General features: G+C 66.6%; 12 protein-coding genes. 2 read left to right on the plus strand and 10 right to left on the minus strand.

Annotation, left to right across the window (positions count from 1 at the left end; genetic code table 11):
• Window positions 1-98: 98 nt before the first annotated feature.
• The 5 genes from QNO06_RS14195 to QNO06_RS14215 all read right to left on the minus strand — a co-directional run bounded on the left by QNO06_RS14195 (window position 99) and on the right by QNO06_RS14215 (window position 3,937).
• Complete coding sequence (locus QNO06_RS14195) at window positions 99-197, minus strand: 30S ribosomal protein bS22 (protein ID WP_003792170.1); 99 nt, start codon at window positions 195-197, stop codon at window positions 99-101.
• Between the two features lie 167 nt (window positions 198-364).
• The gene (locus QNO06_RS14200) at window positions 365-577 is read right to left on the minus strand and encodes a helix-turn-helix domain-containing protein (protein ID WP_227912631.1); all 213 of its coding nucleotides are present in this window, start codon (window positions 575-577) and stop codon (window positions 365-367) included.
• Between the two features lie 186 nt (window positions 578-763).
• Entirely contained in the window at window positions 764-2,104 is a 1,341-nt protein-coding gene (gene gdhA / locus QNO06_RS14205; RefSeq protein ID WP_227912630.1) for an NADP-specific glutamate dehydrogenase, read from the minus strand.
• Window positions 2,105-2,201: 97 nt separating this feature from the next.
• Window positions 2,202-2,681 (minus strand): ArsR/SmtB family transcription factor, encoded by a 480-nt coding sequence (locus QNO06_RS14210; protein ID WP_227912629.1) that lies wholly within the window; start codon window positions 2,679-2,681, stop codon window positions 2,202-2,204.
• A gap of 47 nt (window positions 2,682-2,728) precedes the next feature.
• A complete protein-coding gene (locus QNO06_RS14215; protein WP_227912628.1) occupies window positions 2,729-3,937 on the minus strand; it encodes an acetoin utilization protein AcuC in 1,209 nt (402 codons plus the stop codon).
• Between the two features lie 175 nt (window positions 3,938-4,112).
• Between QNO06_RS14215 and QNO06_RS14220 the strand changes: the two genes are divergently transcribed.
• Together QNO06_RS14220 and QNO06_RS14225 are read left to right on the plus strand one after the other, a co-directional pair.
• Window positions 4,113-5,492, plus strand: coding sequence for a TrkH family potassium uptake protein (locus QNO06_RS14220; protein WP_227912627.1), 1,380 nt, complete (start codon window positions 4,113-4,115; stop codon window positions 5,490-5,492).
• The gene (locus QNO06_RS14225; protein ID WP_227912626.1) at window positions 5,485-6,153 is read left to right on the plus strand and encodes a potassium channel family protein; all 669 of its coding nucleotides are present in this window, start codon (window positions 5,485-5,487) and stop codon (window positions 6,151-6,153) included. The genes QNO06_RS14220 and QNO06_RS14225 overlap by 8 nt, the downstream gene beginning before the upstream one ends.
• A 539-nt stretch (window positions 6,154-6,692) precedes the next feature.
• Here QNO06_RS14225 and proC read toward each other — a convergent pair.
• The 5 genes from proC to QNO06_RS14250 all read right to left on the minus strand — a co-directional run bounded on the left by proC (window position 6,693) and on the right by QNO06_RS14250 (window position 14,042).
• On the minus strand, window positions 6,693-7,538 hold the full coding sequence (proC, locus tag QNO06_RS14230; RefSeq protein WP_227912625.1) for a pyrroline-5-carboxylate reductase: 846 nt from the start codon (window positions 7,536-7,538) through the stop codon (window positions 6,693-6,695).
• 35 nt (window positions 7,539-7,573) lie between these two features.
• The gene (locus QNO06_RS14235) at window positions 7,574-8,449 is read right to left on the minus strand and encodes a sugar phosphate isomerase/epimerase family protein (RefSeq protein ID WP_227912624.1); all 876 of its coding nucleotides are present in this window, start codon (window positions 8,447-8,449) and stop codon (window positions 7,574-7,576) included.
• A 2-nt stretch (window positions 8,450-8,451) separates the two neighbouring features.
• On the minus strand, window positions 8,452-9,474 hold the full coding sequence (locus QNO06_RS14240; RefSeq protein ID WP_227912623.1) for a Ppx/GppA family phosphatase: 1,023 nt from the start codon (window positions 9,472-9,474) through the stop codon (window positions 8,452-8,454).
• Between the two features lie 27 nt (window positions 9,475-9,501).
• Window positions 9,502-12,240, minus strand: a complete 2,739-nt coding sequence (topA, locus tag QNO06_RS14245) for a type I DNA topoisomerase (RefSeq protein WP_227912622.1) — start codon at window positions 12,238-12,240, stop codon at window positions 9,502-9,504.
• A gap of 179 nt (window positions 12,241-12,419) precedes the next feature.
• Window positions 12,420-14,042, minus strand: a complete 1,623-nt coding sequence (locus tag QNO06_RS14250; RefSeq protein ID WP_227912621.1) for a DUF7059 domain-containing protein — start codon at window positions 14,040-14,042, stop codon at window positions 12,420-12,422.
• Window positions 14,043-14,085: the final 43 nt, after the last annotated feature.

The raw sequence follows: 14,085 nt of genomic DNA on the forward strand, positions 1-14,085 counted from the left end.
CTTAAAAGCCGAAGCCCGCCGTCCCGGAAGACTGGCGGGCTCTGCCACAGCGGACCGGCAAACTGCACGGGACGCTGACAGCGGTCGCGGAGAAGTGGTTACTTCTTATTGCGGCGCTGGTGGCGGGTCTTGCGAAGCAGCTTGCGGTGCTTCTTCTTGGCCATACGCTTGCGGCGCTTCTTGATTACTGAACCCACAGAGTCCTCACAAACTAATTAGGAGTCACCGGTATCCATCCCCTGCGGCCCAGGGCCGCAGGGAGTGCACGCCGGTAGTTACTTGCGACGATTAAAACGTTCCTTAACAGGGTACAGCGTCGGCGCTGCGGTAATTGACAGCATGGAACCGCTGGCGTGCTGCTTCCTCACGCGGTGTCGGAACGCCGGTCAATGACGGCGTCTCGAAGCACCTTCTGCACGGCCGACTCCGGAACCCGGTAGGACCGGCCAAAGCGGACCGCCGGCAGCTCACCTGAGTGGACCAGCCGGTAGACCGTCATTTTGGAAACGCGCATGACATCGGCGACTTCCGACACCGTCAGAAACCGCACATCCGAGAAGTTTCCCTCGTCTGCCATTTATCCCTGTCCCTTTGCTCATTAGCTGCCGCTCCCGCAGCCCGGCATTGGAGAATACTGAGCTGAAAGACATCGCGTAATACGCCACGGCGACGTGAGTCCGGCCCCGTTTGTCCCTACTGTAGTGGCTGGAGTAACCATAGTGGAAGTTCTTTCCCTCCACGATGCCCGGCAGGAACGGAACAGCTAGATAACTCCCTGGGCCAGCATGGCATCGGCCACCTTGACGAACCCGCTGATGTTCGCGCCCACCACGTAGTCGCCCGGCGCTCCGTACTCCTCCGCTGTGCGCGCGCAGCGCTCATGGATGTTCACCATGATTTCGGACAGCCGGCGCTCGGTGTGCTCAAAGGACCAGGAATCCCGGCTGGCGTTCTGCTGCATTTCCAGGGCCGAAGTTGCCACCCCGCCGGCGTTGGCTGCCTTGCCGGGTCCAAAGAGCACGCCGGCGCCCTGGAACGCCGAAATGGCCGCCGGGGTGCAGGGCATGTTGGCGCCTTCGGCCACCGCCCGGACCCCGGACTGGATCAGGGCCAGCGCGTTGTCCTCGTCCAATTCGTTCTGGGTGGCGCAGGGCAGGGCGACGCCGGCGCCCGCGTCCCAGATCGACCCGCCTTCCACATACTTCACCGAGTGTCCGCGGCGCTGGGCGTACTCGGAGATTCGCCCGCGTTCGATTTCCTTGATCTGCCGCAGCAACGGTACGTCAATGCCCTTCTCGTCCACCACGTACCCGGAGGAATCGGAGCAGGCCACCACGCTGGCGCCCAGCATCTGCGCCTTGTCAATGGCGTTGATGGCGACGTTGCCGGATCCCGAGACGATCACCCGCTGCCCGTCCAAGCTCATGCCCTTGGTTTTGAGCATTTCCTCCACGAACATCACCACGCCGTACCCGGTGGCTTCGGGGCGGACCAGGGACCCGCCCCAGCTCACGCCCTTACCGGTGAGCACGCCGGATTCGTAGCGGTTGGTGATGCGTTTGTACTGCCCGAAGAGATAGCCGATTTCCCGGCCGCCCACGCCGATGTCCCCTGCCGGAACATCCGTGTACTCCCCGATGTGCCGGTACAGCTCGGTCATGAAGGACTGGCAGAAGCGCATTACCTCGGCGTCGGACTTTCCGCGCGGGTCAAAGTCGGAGCCGCCCTTGCCGCCGCCGATGGGCATGCCGGTAAGCGCGTTCTTGAAAATCTGCTCGAACCCGAGGAATTTGATGATGCCCAGGTAGACGGACGGGTGGAACCTCAGCCCGCCTTTGTACGGCCCCAGCGCCGAATTGAATTCCACCCGGAAGCCGCGGTTGATCTGGACCGCACCTTTGTCATCCACCCAGGGAACCCGGAAGATGATCTGCCGCTCCGGCTCGCAGATGCGCTGCAGGATAGCCGCTTCGGCGAACTCCGGGTGCTTGCGCAAGACCGGCGCCAGCGAATCGAAGACCTCCACCACGGCTTGGTGGAACTCTGTTTCGCCGGGATTGCGGCGGAAAACGTCGTCGCGCACACGGGTGAGTACTCGTTCCATGTCCTGCTCCTTATGCGTCGGGGCACCGTCAGCACTACGCTAGTCCGGCGGGTGCCCTGACGCGATGCGCGCGTAACGAACGGGCCGCACGTCACCCCTACGGGCGGCGGCGGCGGAATTTGGGCAGCTGTCCGAACAGGTCCGCGGCACGCTCTGCAGCACGGCCGACGGTACGGCCCAGGTTCTGGACACCGGCGTCCAGGGGCAGCGGACGGGCCTCCGCAGCACCGGGAACGAGGGCACCGGCGGCAGCCGCCGCCGCGGTGGTGCGCGCGGTTCCCACGGAAGCCAGGCGCGGTGTATGCCCGCTCAGGGAAGACAGTTCGAAGGCCCGCAGCCAGAGCACGAGCTCCTCCAGGGGGGCGGCCTGCAGCGAGTAATAACGGCGCTGCCCTTCAGCGCGCATGGTGACGAGTCCTGCGTCGCGGAGCACCTTCAGGTGCTTGGACACCGTGGGCTGGCTGACCTCCAGCTCCTCCACCAGCGTCCCTACGGACTTGTCCCCGGTACGCAGGGCACCGAGGATTTCGCGGCGGGTGCCTTCCGCGATTACAGCAAATACATCGTCACAGACCATGGATTTACCCTAACCGCATACGGGTGCCCGGGCATCTTCGGGCTCAGCTAATCGAACCAGGGATCCAGCCCGTGCAGCGGGAAAAGCTCCTTGCGGGTGGCCATCACCGTGCGGTCGATCCCGTCATTTGGGTCGTATCCCACTTCCCAGGAACGCCACCACAGGTCCGCCCCGTCCCCCATGACGTCCGTGCATTTGACACCGTGTTTTTCCAGCACGTAGTCCCGCCAGGCCGCGGGCACGGGCGTTGAGGGACGCACCCGCCCGTTGGCGGCCACGGAAATGAGCAGGGCCCAGGAGCGGGGCACCACGGATGCCACGTTGTAGCCGCCCCCGCCGGTGGCAATCCAGCGGCCTTCGCACAGCCGGCCGGCCAGGTCACTGATGGTCAGCGCAACCTGCCGCTGCGCCTCAACGCTGATGCGCAGGTTGGTCAGCGGATCGTCCTTGTGGCTGTCGCACCCGTGCTGGCTGACAATCACTTCCGGGGCAAACGCCTCGGTCAGCTGCGGAACCACCGCGTGGAAGGCCCGCAGCCAGCCGGCGTCCGTGGTGCCGGCAGGAAGGGCGATGTTCACGGCCGTGCCCTCCGCGCCCTTTCCTCCGGTCTCGTTGGCGAACCCGGTGCCGGGGAAAAGGGTCAAACCGCTTTCGTGCAGCGAAATGGTCATCACCCGGGGATCGTCCCAGAAAATGTTCTGCGTTCCGTCGCCGTGGTGGGCGTCGACGTCGATGTACACCACCCGCTGCACGCCCCGGTCGAGGAGGCGCGCGACGGCGGCCGCGGCGTCGTTGTACACGCAGAACCCCGCCGCCTTCTCACGGCCGGCATGGTGCATTCCCCCGGAAAAGTTCACTGCGTGCAGCACACTGCCCGAAAGCACGGCGTCCGCGGCCGCCAGCGAACCGCCCACCAGCCGTGCGCTGGCCTCATGCATGCCTGCAAAGGCCGGGTTGTCTTCGGTGCCAAGGCCCATGGCCGCATTGCAGTCCGACGGATCGGCACTTGCGGCCTGCACGGCACTGACGTAATCAAAGCTGTGCACGGTCAGCAGGTCCGCGGCGTCGGCAACGTAGGGCTGTTCCAGACGGACGCCCTCCACGTCGAAAAGCCCCAGTTCCCGGACCAGCCGTGCAGTGAGGTCCAACCGGTGCGGGCTCATGGGATGGCCTGCACCGAAGTTGTAGGCCAGCAGCGATTCATCCCACACAATGCACGTTGGCATGACGGGAAGGCTGAGCCCGGAACTGATCATGCAGACAGGGTACGTGATCCGGGGGTTACTCTGATATTGGGGTCCGTGCCCGGCTGCCGGATCAAACCCTTTAGCGCGCTCTGCTGGATTATGGTTGCTGTGCTGAATCACCGCGGACAAGAACGGAAACTGGAACCAAGAGACCATGGCACTTCCTCGGCAGCCACTCCTGCAAATGAACCCCCGAAGCGAACGTTCGTTCCTTTCCGCAGCCCGCGAATTCGTCGACAACATGGTCAGCGGCCGTCCGGCGCGCCTGGCACTGACGGTCTTCGCCCTGGTCATCCTGCTCTTTACCGCCCTCCTGAGCCTGCCGGTGGCCTCCACCAGCGGCGAGGCCACCCCCCTGCACGATGCCCTGTTCACTGCAGTATCGGCTGTGTGCGTCACCGGCCTGACCGTGGTCTCCACGGCCACCTACTGGTCAACGTTCGGGCAGGTGCTGATCCTGATCGCCATCCAGGTGGGCGGCCTGGGCATCCTGACACTCGCTTCCCTCCTGGCGCTGGCCGTGAACAAGCGCCTGGGCGTGCGCGGCAAGCTTCTCGCCCAGGAAAGCATGAACACCGGGCGGCTGGGCGAAGTAGGCCACCTCCTGCGCATTGTCTTCAGCACCGCCGTCGTCATTGAACTGGCCCTGGCCGCGGCCATGGCGCCGCGGTTCATGATCCTGGGCGAATCCTTCGGGCAGGCAATCTGGCACGCGGTGTTCTACTCCATCTCAGCCTTCAACAATGCCGGCTTCACCCCGCACTCGGACGGCCTGGTCCCCTATGAGGAGGACCTGTGGATCCTGGTTCCGCTGATGCTGGGGGTGTTCATTGGCTCCCTCGGCTTCCCGGTGATCATGGTCCTGCTGCGGACCCGCCACCGCCTCAGCAAATGGAACCTCCACACCAAGCTCACCGTCCTGGTGTCCCTGATCCTGCTGGTGGTGGGAGCAGTGGTGTGGGGTGCCTTCGAATGGTTCAACACCCGCACCATCGCTGACCTGTCCTTCTCGGACAAGATCATCCACTCCCTGTTCGCCTCGGTCATGACCCGCTCCGGCGGGTTCAACCTCGTCTCCATGTCGGACCTGGATTCCAGCACCCTGCTCGTCACCGACATGCTGATGTTCGCCGGCGGCGGCTCGGCCTCCACCGCCGGCGGCATCAAGGTCACCACCATTGCCGTGCTGTTCCTGGCCGTGGTGGCCGAAGCCCGCGGCGACTCGGACGTCCGGGCCTTTGGCCGGACCATCCCGCAAAGCGCCATGCGGGTGGCCATTTCGGTGACCATCCTGGGCGCCACCCTGGTCTCCGTAGCCACGCTCGCCCTGCTGGTCATCACCAACGAAACCCTGCAGCCGGTACTGTTCGAAGTGATCTCCGCGTTTGCCACCGTGGGCCTCAGCACGGGCCTCAGCGAGGTCCTGCCGCCGTCGGGCAAGTACGTGCTCTCCCTGCTGATGTTCGCCGGACGCGTCGGCACCATTACCCTTGCCGCGGCCCTGGCCGTGCGCCAGCGCAACACCCTGTACCACTACCCCGAAGAAAGGCCGATCATTGGCTGACAGACCTCCACACAACGCCCCGGTACTGGTGATCGGCCTGGGCCGCTTCGGTGCCGCTACCGCCGAACAGCTGGTCCGGCAGGGACGCGAAGTCCTGGCCGTGGAACGCGACCCCGCGCTGGTGCAGAAAGCCTCCGGCATCCTCACCCACGTGGTGCAGGCCGACGCCACCAACATCGAGGCGCTCAAGCAGCTGGGCGCCGAGGACTTCTCCGCCGCCGTCGTGGGCGTGGGCACCTCCATCGAGTCCAGCGTGCTGATCACCGTGAACCTCGTGGACCTGGGCATCGAGCACCTCTGGGTTAAAGCCATCACTCCGGCGCACGGCAAGATCCTTACCCGGATCGGCGCCAACCACGTCATCTACCCGGAGGCCGACGCCGGCCGCCGCGCAGCACACCTGGTGGGCGGCCGGATGCTGGACTTCATTGAATTCGACGACGGCTTCGCCATCGTGAAAATGTACCCGCCCAAGGAGACGCAGGGCTTCACCCTGGGCGAGGCCAATGTACGGGCGAAGTACGGAGTGACCGTGGTAGGCGTGAAGTCGCCGGGCGAGGACTTCACCTACGCCCAGCCGGACACCAAAGTCTCCAGCCGGGACACCCTGATCGTGGCCGGGCACGTCGATCTGCTCGAGCGGTTCGCGGCACGGCCGTAGGGTCTGGTTCCCCGCCGGTGGCTTGGTTCGGCTCCCGCCTTCGGGCGTGGCGCCGGTTCAGCTCCCGCCTTCGGGCGTGGCTCCGGCTCGGCTACCGGCTTCGGGCGTGGCTCCGGCTCGGCTACCGCCTTCGGGCGTGGCTCCGGCGGCAACGAAATTCCTCGCTCGCAGAGCTCGCTTGGAATATTAAAGCCGCCTCCGCCACACCCTGCGGCGGTACGGGTCTTCTCCCCGTCTCATCTGCAGGGTGCTACCGGAACGCCCCCTCGGGGCGAAGCGCACCAACTGTGAGGCCATTCGACCGGAAACGAAGAGCCCCGAACCTCAGGGATGCGGGCCGTTCCCGGAAAACCCTGCGGTTTGGGTGAAACCCCTCGTTTTGTGCAATTCCCCGCGCTGCGCGGCGCAGGGAATGCCACAATCCGCAGGGAATACGACAAACCGCAGGGTCCCGGGGCGCCGTGCTGGACTTGCAGCGGCCGGACCCGGCGGATGCAAAGGCGTAATCGACCGCCCGGAGGCAAGTCAGCGGGCCAGGGCTAAGCCGTCAACTGCTTCGTGATTTCTTCGGCGCGGGCCGTCGCTGCCCGGGCACCGGCTTCGATGATGGCCGGAAGGCCGCGCTCGTCGAAGGTCTTGATGGCTGCCTCCGTGGTGCCGTTGGGGCTGGTGACGCCGCGGCGCAGGGCCGTGGCGTCGGCGTCGGGCTCGGCCAGCATGTAGCCGGCACCGGCGACCGTTTCGCGTGCGAGCAGGGCGGAAAGGTCCGGGTCCAGGCCCAATTCCACACCGGCACGCGCCATCGCCTCAGCCAGGTAGAACGCGTACGCCGGGCCGGAACCGCTGATGGCGGAAACGGCGTCGACCTGTTCCTCGGGCACCTCCACCACTGTTCCGGTGGCCGCGAGGACCCGGCGGGCCAGTTCCATCGCTTCGGAGCCGGCCGAGGTGCCGGCAGAAATGGATACGACGCCGCGGCCCAGCCGGGACGGCGTGTTCGGCATGGCGCGGACTACCGGCTGTCCGGCAGGAAGCAGTGATTCCATCAGCTCCAGCGGTACGGCCGCGGCGACGCTGAGCACGACGGCGCCCCGGGGCAGCGCGTCAGCGACTTCGCGCAGCAGGTCAGCCACCCCCACGGGTTTGACGCCCACAATGACCAGGTCCGCTCCCGCTACGGCCTTTCGGTTCGACTCGGCGTCCTCGCCGCCGGCCAGCACCGTGATGCCGTGCGCGGCGCGCAGCTCTTCCGCCCGCTCCGGGCGCCGGACCGTGGCGGTGACCTGCTCAGCGGGCAGTCCGCCCGCGAGGATCCCGCCAAGGATCGCTTCGTTCATTGAGCCGCAGCCCAAAAATGCCAGTCGGGGATTCGATGCACTGTCCATGGCTTCGATTCTGTCATGGACCTTCCACGGACCGGTCAGGCGCCGAGACTGCTGCTGGGGCCGCCGACCGGCGCTTTGGGACGCAGGTGCTCCCGGGCGAAGTCCAGGGTCTGTTTCAGCTGCTCTTCGCGCTCCCCTGCTCCCCTGCTTCTCCGGGTGCTGACCTCGATGGCCACCACACCCTTGAAGCCGGCGCCGGCAAGGTAGGAAAGGGCTTCGGCGCAGCGCTGCGTACCTTCGCCCGGGAGCAGGTGCTCATCCTTGCCGTTGGGGGTTCCGTCGGTCAGGTGGACGTGGCTGAGCCGGTCACCGAGTTTGCGGATCTGTTCAAAGGAGTCCATGCCCGCAATCGCTGCGTGGGAGAAGTCCCACGTCACGTGCTCGTAGGGTTCCGGAACCGGGTTCCAATGCGGCAGGTATGCCTTCGCCTCACGGCCGCGGACGCGCCACGGGTACATGTTCTCCACCGCGATGGTGACCCCGTACTGCTCCGCGATGGTCTTGACCCCTTCGGCGAAGTTCTCGGCATAACCGGTCTGCCAGCGGAACGGCGGGTGCGTCACCACGGTGGAGGCACCAACCTCGGCAGCCATGGCCGCAGACATCTCAATCTTGGTCCAGGCTTTGCCCCAGACCTGCTGGGTCAGGAGCAGGGTGGGTGCGTGGATGGCGAGGATGGGTTGCTGGTACCGCTCGCTCAGGTCACGGAGGGTGTCCGGGTTTTGGCTGATGGAGCTGTTGGTGACCATGATTTCGACGCCGTCATAGCCGAGGTCATGGGACACGGCGAAGGCATCGTGCACCGAGAGCGGATACACGGAGGCACTCGAAAGCGCGACCGGGATTTCAGTCGGTGCGGTCAGCGGCTGCACGGCGGCCGTCGAGGGGACGGCGGAAGGTGACGGAGTCATTTTCAGCTGTGCTTTCCGTTGGTGGAAGGAGCGGCTCCCGCAGGGACGAGGAACTCCTCGCCTTCCGCGGGGCCGCGGGGAAGGTCCCCGGTGGTTTCAAACCGCAGCGTATCGAAACGCCGCAGGATTAGGCCCTCGCGGAGCGCCCAGGGGCAGATCCGCAGGACGGGCACGTCAAAGGCTTCCATGGCGGCCTGGGCTACCAGTGCCCCGGCAAGCATCTGCGGTGCCCGCAGCGCGGAGACCCCGTCCAGTTCCGCACGGTCCCGGGAACTCATCGCTCCCAGCCGCTTGGTCCAGAGGGACAGGTCCTCCAGCGTGAGCCGGCGGGGCACAAAAGGTCCGGCGGCCGACGGCGCGGCCCCGGCAATGCGCGCAAGCGAGCGGAAGGTCTTGGATGTTCCGGTCACCAGGTCCGGGCGCCCGACGGCGGCGAACTCCTCCGCCGCGTCGCCGACCAGCCCGCGGATGTACTTGCGCAGCTTCTTGATGCTCTTGGGGGTGGGCGGGTCATCGGGCAGCCAGTCCCGGGTCAGGCGGCCGGCGCCCAGGGGCAGGGACCGGGCAATCTCGGGCAGCTCATCATGGCCCATCGCCATCTCGAAGGAGCCGCCGCCAATGTCCAGGTCCAGGATGGTTCCCGCTCCCCAGCCGTACCAGCGGCGGGCAGCCAGGAACGTCATGGCCGCTTCGTCGCCGCCGGACAGTTCTTCCAGCCGGACGGGGGTCTCGCGGTGCACCCGGGCCAGGACCTCGGCACCGTTGGCTGATTCCCGGATGGCCGACGTGGAGAACGCCAGAAGGTCCTGGGCGCCGTGCCGGCGGGCAAAGTCCCACGCCTCGCTGACGAACCCGACCAGCTCATCCTGCCCCGCTTCGCTGATCGCGCCGTCGGGGTCCAAATAGGACACCAGCTGCAGGGGACGCTTGTGCGAGGCGAAGGGAGACGGGCGGGCACCGGGACGCGCGTCCACCAGCAGCAGGTGGACGGTATTGGACCCTATGTCGAGGACGCCTAGGCGCATGTTTCCATTATGGACTCTACCCGTCCCCTACTTCTTCGCCGCGGCCTTCTTCGGAGCCGCCCGCTTGCGCACCGGCTTCTTGGCGGCCGGGGCCTTCTCCCGCTTCTCTGCGAGCAGTTCGATCGCCTGCTCGCGGGTCAGTTCCTCGATGGCCGTGGACCGGGGCACCGTGATGTTGGTGATGCCGTCTGTGATGTAGGGGCCGAACCGGCCGTCCTTCACCACAATGGGCTTCTCCGACACCGGGTCAACACCGAACTCGGCCAGCGGAGCCGCTGCCTGCCGGCCGCCGCGCTGCTTGGGCTGGGAGTAGATCTCCAGTGCCTGCTCCAGGGTGATCGTGAAGATCTCCTCTTCCGAACCGATGGAGCGCGAATCGGAACCCTTCTTCAGGTACGGCCCAAAACGGCCGTTCTGCACGGTGATCTCGTTGCCCTCGGCGTCGGTACCCAGGACGCGCGGCAGCTTCATGAGCTTCAGCGCCTCCTCCAGGGTGACCGTCTCCACGCTCATGGACTTGAACAGCGAACCGGTGCGCGGCTTCGCCTTCACGGGCTTCTTCGGCGGCTTGGGCTTGCCGTTCTTGTAGTACTCCACCGGCTGGTTGGCCAGGTCCTCTTCGGTGGGCTCCGGGATCAGCTCGATCACGTACGGACCGTAGCGGCCGTTGCGGGCCACGATGGTCCGCCCGGTCTCCGGGTCGGTGCCGAGCACCCGTTCCTCGGGAGCCGCCGTCTCCATCAGTTCGATGGCCTTTTCGGCGGTGAGTTCGTCCGGGGCAAGGTCCTCGGGCACGTTCGCCCGCTCCGGCTCGGTTCCCTCCGGGGCGTCCGCGGGCAGCGGGCGCTCCAGGTAGGGACCGAACTTGCCCACGCGCAGCATGATGCCGTCGGCAATTTCGATGGAGTTGATGGCCTTGGCATCGATTTCGCCGAGGTCGTTCACGATGGTGTGCAGGCCGGTTTCAACCCGGTCGCCGTAGTAGAACTGGTTCAGCCATTCCACGCGTCCGGCTTCGCCGCGGGCAATGCGGTCCAGGTCTTCTTCGAGTTCTGCGGTGAAGTCGTAGTCCACGTAGTCCGTAAAGTGCTCTTCCAGCAGGCGGACCACGGAGAACGCAATCCAGCTGGGCACCAGGGCCTGTCCGCGGCTGCTCACGTAGCCGCGGTCCATGATGGTGGAAATGGTGGCGGCGTAGGTGGACGGACGGCCGATGCCGAGCTCTTCGAGCATCTTCACCAGCGACGCTTCAGTGAACCGCGGCGGCGGGGAGGTTTCGTGGCCGCCGGCGGCAATGTCCGCAGCGGTCAGCCGGTCCTCGGCTTTCAGCACCGGCAGGCGCGCACCCTCGGTGCCCTCGGCGTCGTCGTCCTCGCGCACGGCGTCGCGGCCCTCTTCATAGGCGGCCATGAAACCGCGGAAGGTTATGACCGTACCGGAGGCCGAGAACTCGGCGTCGCGCCCGTCGGTGGAAACTGCGCCGATGCGCACGGAGGCGGTGGAACCCTTGGCGTCGGCCATCTGGGAGGCGACGGTGCGCTTCCAGATCAGTTCGTACAGCCGGAACTCATCGCCGCGCAGCGAGGACGCCACCTGGGCGGGGGTGCGGAAGGAGTCACCGGCGGGCCGGATGGCTTCGTGGGCTTCCTGGGCGTTCTTGGACTTGCCCTTGTACACGCGCCGGGCCTCGGGCACGTACTCGGGGCCGTACAGTTCCGAGGCCTGCCGGCGGGCGGCGTTGATCGCCTGGTCCGACAGCGCCGGGGAGTCCGTACGCATATAGGTGATGTAACCGTTTTCATACAGCCGCTGGGCCACCTGCATGGTCACTCGGGAGGAGAAGCGCAGCTTACGGCCGGCCTCCTGCTGCAGGGTGGAGGTGGTGAACGGAGCGGCCGGACGGCGCGTGTAGGGCTTGGTGTCCACGGAGCGGACCGTGAACGCAGCCGATTCCAGGCCGGCGGCCAGGGACACGGCCGAGGCTTCGTCCAGGTGCACGGCGGTCTTGGATTTCAGCTCCCCGCGGTCGGTGAAGTCCTTGCCGGTGGCTACGCGGGCGCCGTCAACGGCCACGAGGCGGGCCTTGAACCTCTCGGCAGCCTCGGTGGCGAAGGCGCCCACCAGGTCCCAGTACGACGCCGGGCGGAACGCCATGCGTTCCCGCTCGCGTTCGACCACCAGGCGGGTGGCAACGGACTGAACACGCCCGGCGGACAGGCCGCGGGCCACCTTGCGCCAGAGCACGGGGGAAATTTCATAGCCGTACAGCCGGTCAAGGATGCGGCGGGTTTCCTGGGCGTCCACCATGGCCACGTCAACGTCGCGCATTTCCAGCAGCGCACGCTGGATGGCTTCGCGGGTGATTTCCGGGAAAGTCAGGCGGTGCACGGGCACCTTGGGCTTGAGGACCTGCAGCAGGTGCCATGCAATGGCTTCGCCCTCGCGGTCACCGTCAGTTGCGAGATAGAGCTCGTCGGCGTCCTTCAGGGCGGCCTTGAGCTCGGCCACCTTTTTCCTCTTGTCCGGGGACACCACGTAGTACGGCTCGAAGTCCTTGTCGAGGTCCACGGCGAACTTGCCCACAGCTGTCTTCTTCAGCTCTGCGGGCAGGTCGGAGGGCTGCGGAAGATCGCGGATGTGCCCCATCGACGCCGTCACCTCGAAGCCTTCGCCCAGGTACCCGGCGATGGTCTTGCCCTTGGCCGGAGACTCGACAATTACAAGCTTCTTCTTGCCGGTCTTCTTGTCCGTTGCCTTAACTGGCACTGTTCTCCTACGTAACGGGGTTCAAAATTATCGGGGACGCCTTGCGCCCTGGGTGTCCGGTGCATCCACGCCCCGGCCATCACAGTCCGGTTCATCCACAGACAGTATGCGCGATGCCCCAGCACTAGGGTAACCATAAAGCACCGCCGGCACTGACCTGCAACAGGATCGGCCGGGACCTATCTGTAAAGCGGAACGAGGAAGCCGTCCACCACCAGATTACGCACTTCCCGGACCAGGTCGGAGCCGAACTCAGGATCGGAGCGGTCCAGCAGTGCTGCCAGGGCGGAGGTAATCTGCCCGACGGACAGCTCGCCGTCGCAGGCGGAAACGAAGCCGGTGAGCTCCGTGCTCATCAGATTGGTCCGGCGCAGCCCGGCGCCCTGGCGGAGCAGGATCACACCCGGGTGTTCGGCGCCGGGACGCTGGTGGCGTTCCTCGGTCACGTCGTCGGCCACGGTCAGATGCGCGGAAGACAAATCGGCCTGCGCTCCCGCCCAGTCGAAACGCCGCACCGCGGCGTCCAGGTGCGGGCCCATGGGCTGCTCCACGGGATGGGTGATCTCCTCGAACCGGCGCAGCGGTTCGGCGCCGGCCTTGCGCCGGCGGCGCAGCCACAGTGAGCCGAAGCCCACAGACCCGACGCCGCGCGAGGCGAAGTCTGCCAGGTAACCGGCATAGGCGGCCGTGTATTGCTCCCGGTCCCGGCCCTGGGCAGCATCCCGCAGCCACATTTCGGCGTACTCGGCCGGGGTCAGCGTCTCGCGCTGGATCACCCAGGCGTCGGTGCCCTCGGGCAGCCACTGCTCGATGCGCGCATACCAGTTCTCCTCCTCGCCGGCAGGAATCTCCCAATTGCCCAGCATCTGTGCGGTGCCGCCCGGACGCAGCACCTGCTCCAGACCGGAAACCAGCGCGGACACGATGCCGTCACCGGCAAGCCCTCCGTCGCGGTAGGTGAAGCGGTCATCTTCAGAGCCGGCGCCCGTGCGCGGCGTGATGACGAACGGGGGGTTGGACACCACCAGGTCGAATTTCTCGCCGGCCACCGGCTCCAACAGGCTGCCCAGCCGCAGCGTGAACCGGTCTTCCGGCTGGTCCGGGTCGATGTCCAGCTGGGCGGCGTTGAGCATCAGGTTGAAGCGGGCGAAGCCCAGCGCGCGTTCGGACACATCGGTGGCGGTGACGTGGTCCGCGTGGCGGAGCAGGTGGAAAGCCTGGATACCGCAACCGGTGCCGAGGTCCAGGGCCCGGCCCACGGGATTGCGCACCGTGAGCTGCGCAAGGCTCAGGGAGGCCTGGCCGATGCCCAGCACATGGTCGCGGCGCAGCACGCCGGGGCGCTGGTGGCTGCCCAGGTCGCTGGCGACCCATAGATCAGCGTCGGGGTTCCCCTCGGTGGGCGTGCCGCCGTCGTCAGCGCCGTAGGGCCGCAGGTCCACCGCCGCACGGAAGGTGCCGAAAATGAGGCCGCGCTCAATGAGCCCGAGTTCCAGCAGGCCTTCGGTGCCCGTGCGCGGCATGGCAGCATCCAGCTGTGCCCGCTCCACGGTCTCCCCCAGCAGCCAGAGCAGCACCGGCAGTGCTACCCGGCGCGGTTCTGCCGCATCGGCCGCGGCACGGCAGGCCAGCAGCGCCGGCACCAGTTGGTCCCGCTGCAGGGCCGCAGACGCTTCCTCGCCGAGGAACCCTGCCACACCGTCCACGGTGTAGCCCGCCTCCCCGAGGTCGGCGGCGAGCGCCTTAAGCAGCCAGGTATCCCGGCTGCGCGGCGCGGAGGGCACGAAAGAGAAATCAGTCACAAACCCAGTCTATGACCGTGCGGGCCGCAGTCCGTGCAGGGCC

Source organism: Arthrobacter sp. zg-Y20 (assembly GCF_030142075.1).
Taxonomy (GTDB): Bacteria; Actinomycetota; Actinomycetes; order Actinomycetales; family Micrococcaceae; genus Arthrobacter_B.

Bases quoted from the DNA above. Each gene is read 5' to 3' on its own strand.
- QNO06_RS14200 (WP_227912631.1), bottom strand. From the start codon at position 577: ATGGCAGACGAGGGAAACTTCTCGGATGTGCGGTTTCTGACGGTGTCG.
- QNO06_RS14210 (WP_227912629.1), bottom strand. From the start codon at position 2,681: ATGGTCTGTGACGATGTATTTGCTGTAATCGCGGAAGGCACCCGCCGC.
- QNO06_RS14235 (WP_227912624.1), bottom strand. From the start codon at position 8,449: ATGACTCCGTCACCTTCCGCCGTCCCCTCGACGGCCGCCGTGCAGCCG.
- QNO06_RS14220 (WP_227912627.1), top strand. From the start codon at position 4,113: ATGAACCCCCGAAGCGAACGTTCGTTCCTTTCCGCAGCCCGCGAATTC.
- gdhA (WP_227912630.1), bottom strand. From the start codon at position 2,104: ATGGAACGAGTACTCACCCGTGTGCGCGACGACGTTTTCCGCCGCAAT.
- proC (WP_227912625.1), bottom strand. From the start codon at position 7,538: ATGGACAGTGCATCGAATCCCCGACTGGCATTTTTGGGCTGCGGCTCA.
- QNO06_RS14215 (WP_227912628.1), bottom strand. From the start codon at position 3,937: ATGATCAGTTCCGGGCTCAGCCTTCCCGTCATGCCAACGTGCATTGTG.
- QNO06_RS14240 (WP_227912623.1), bottom strand. From the start codon at position 9,474: ATGCGCCTAGGCGTCCTCGACATAGGGTCCAATACCGTCCACCTGCTG.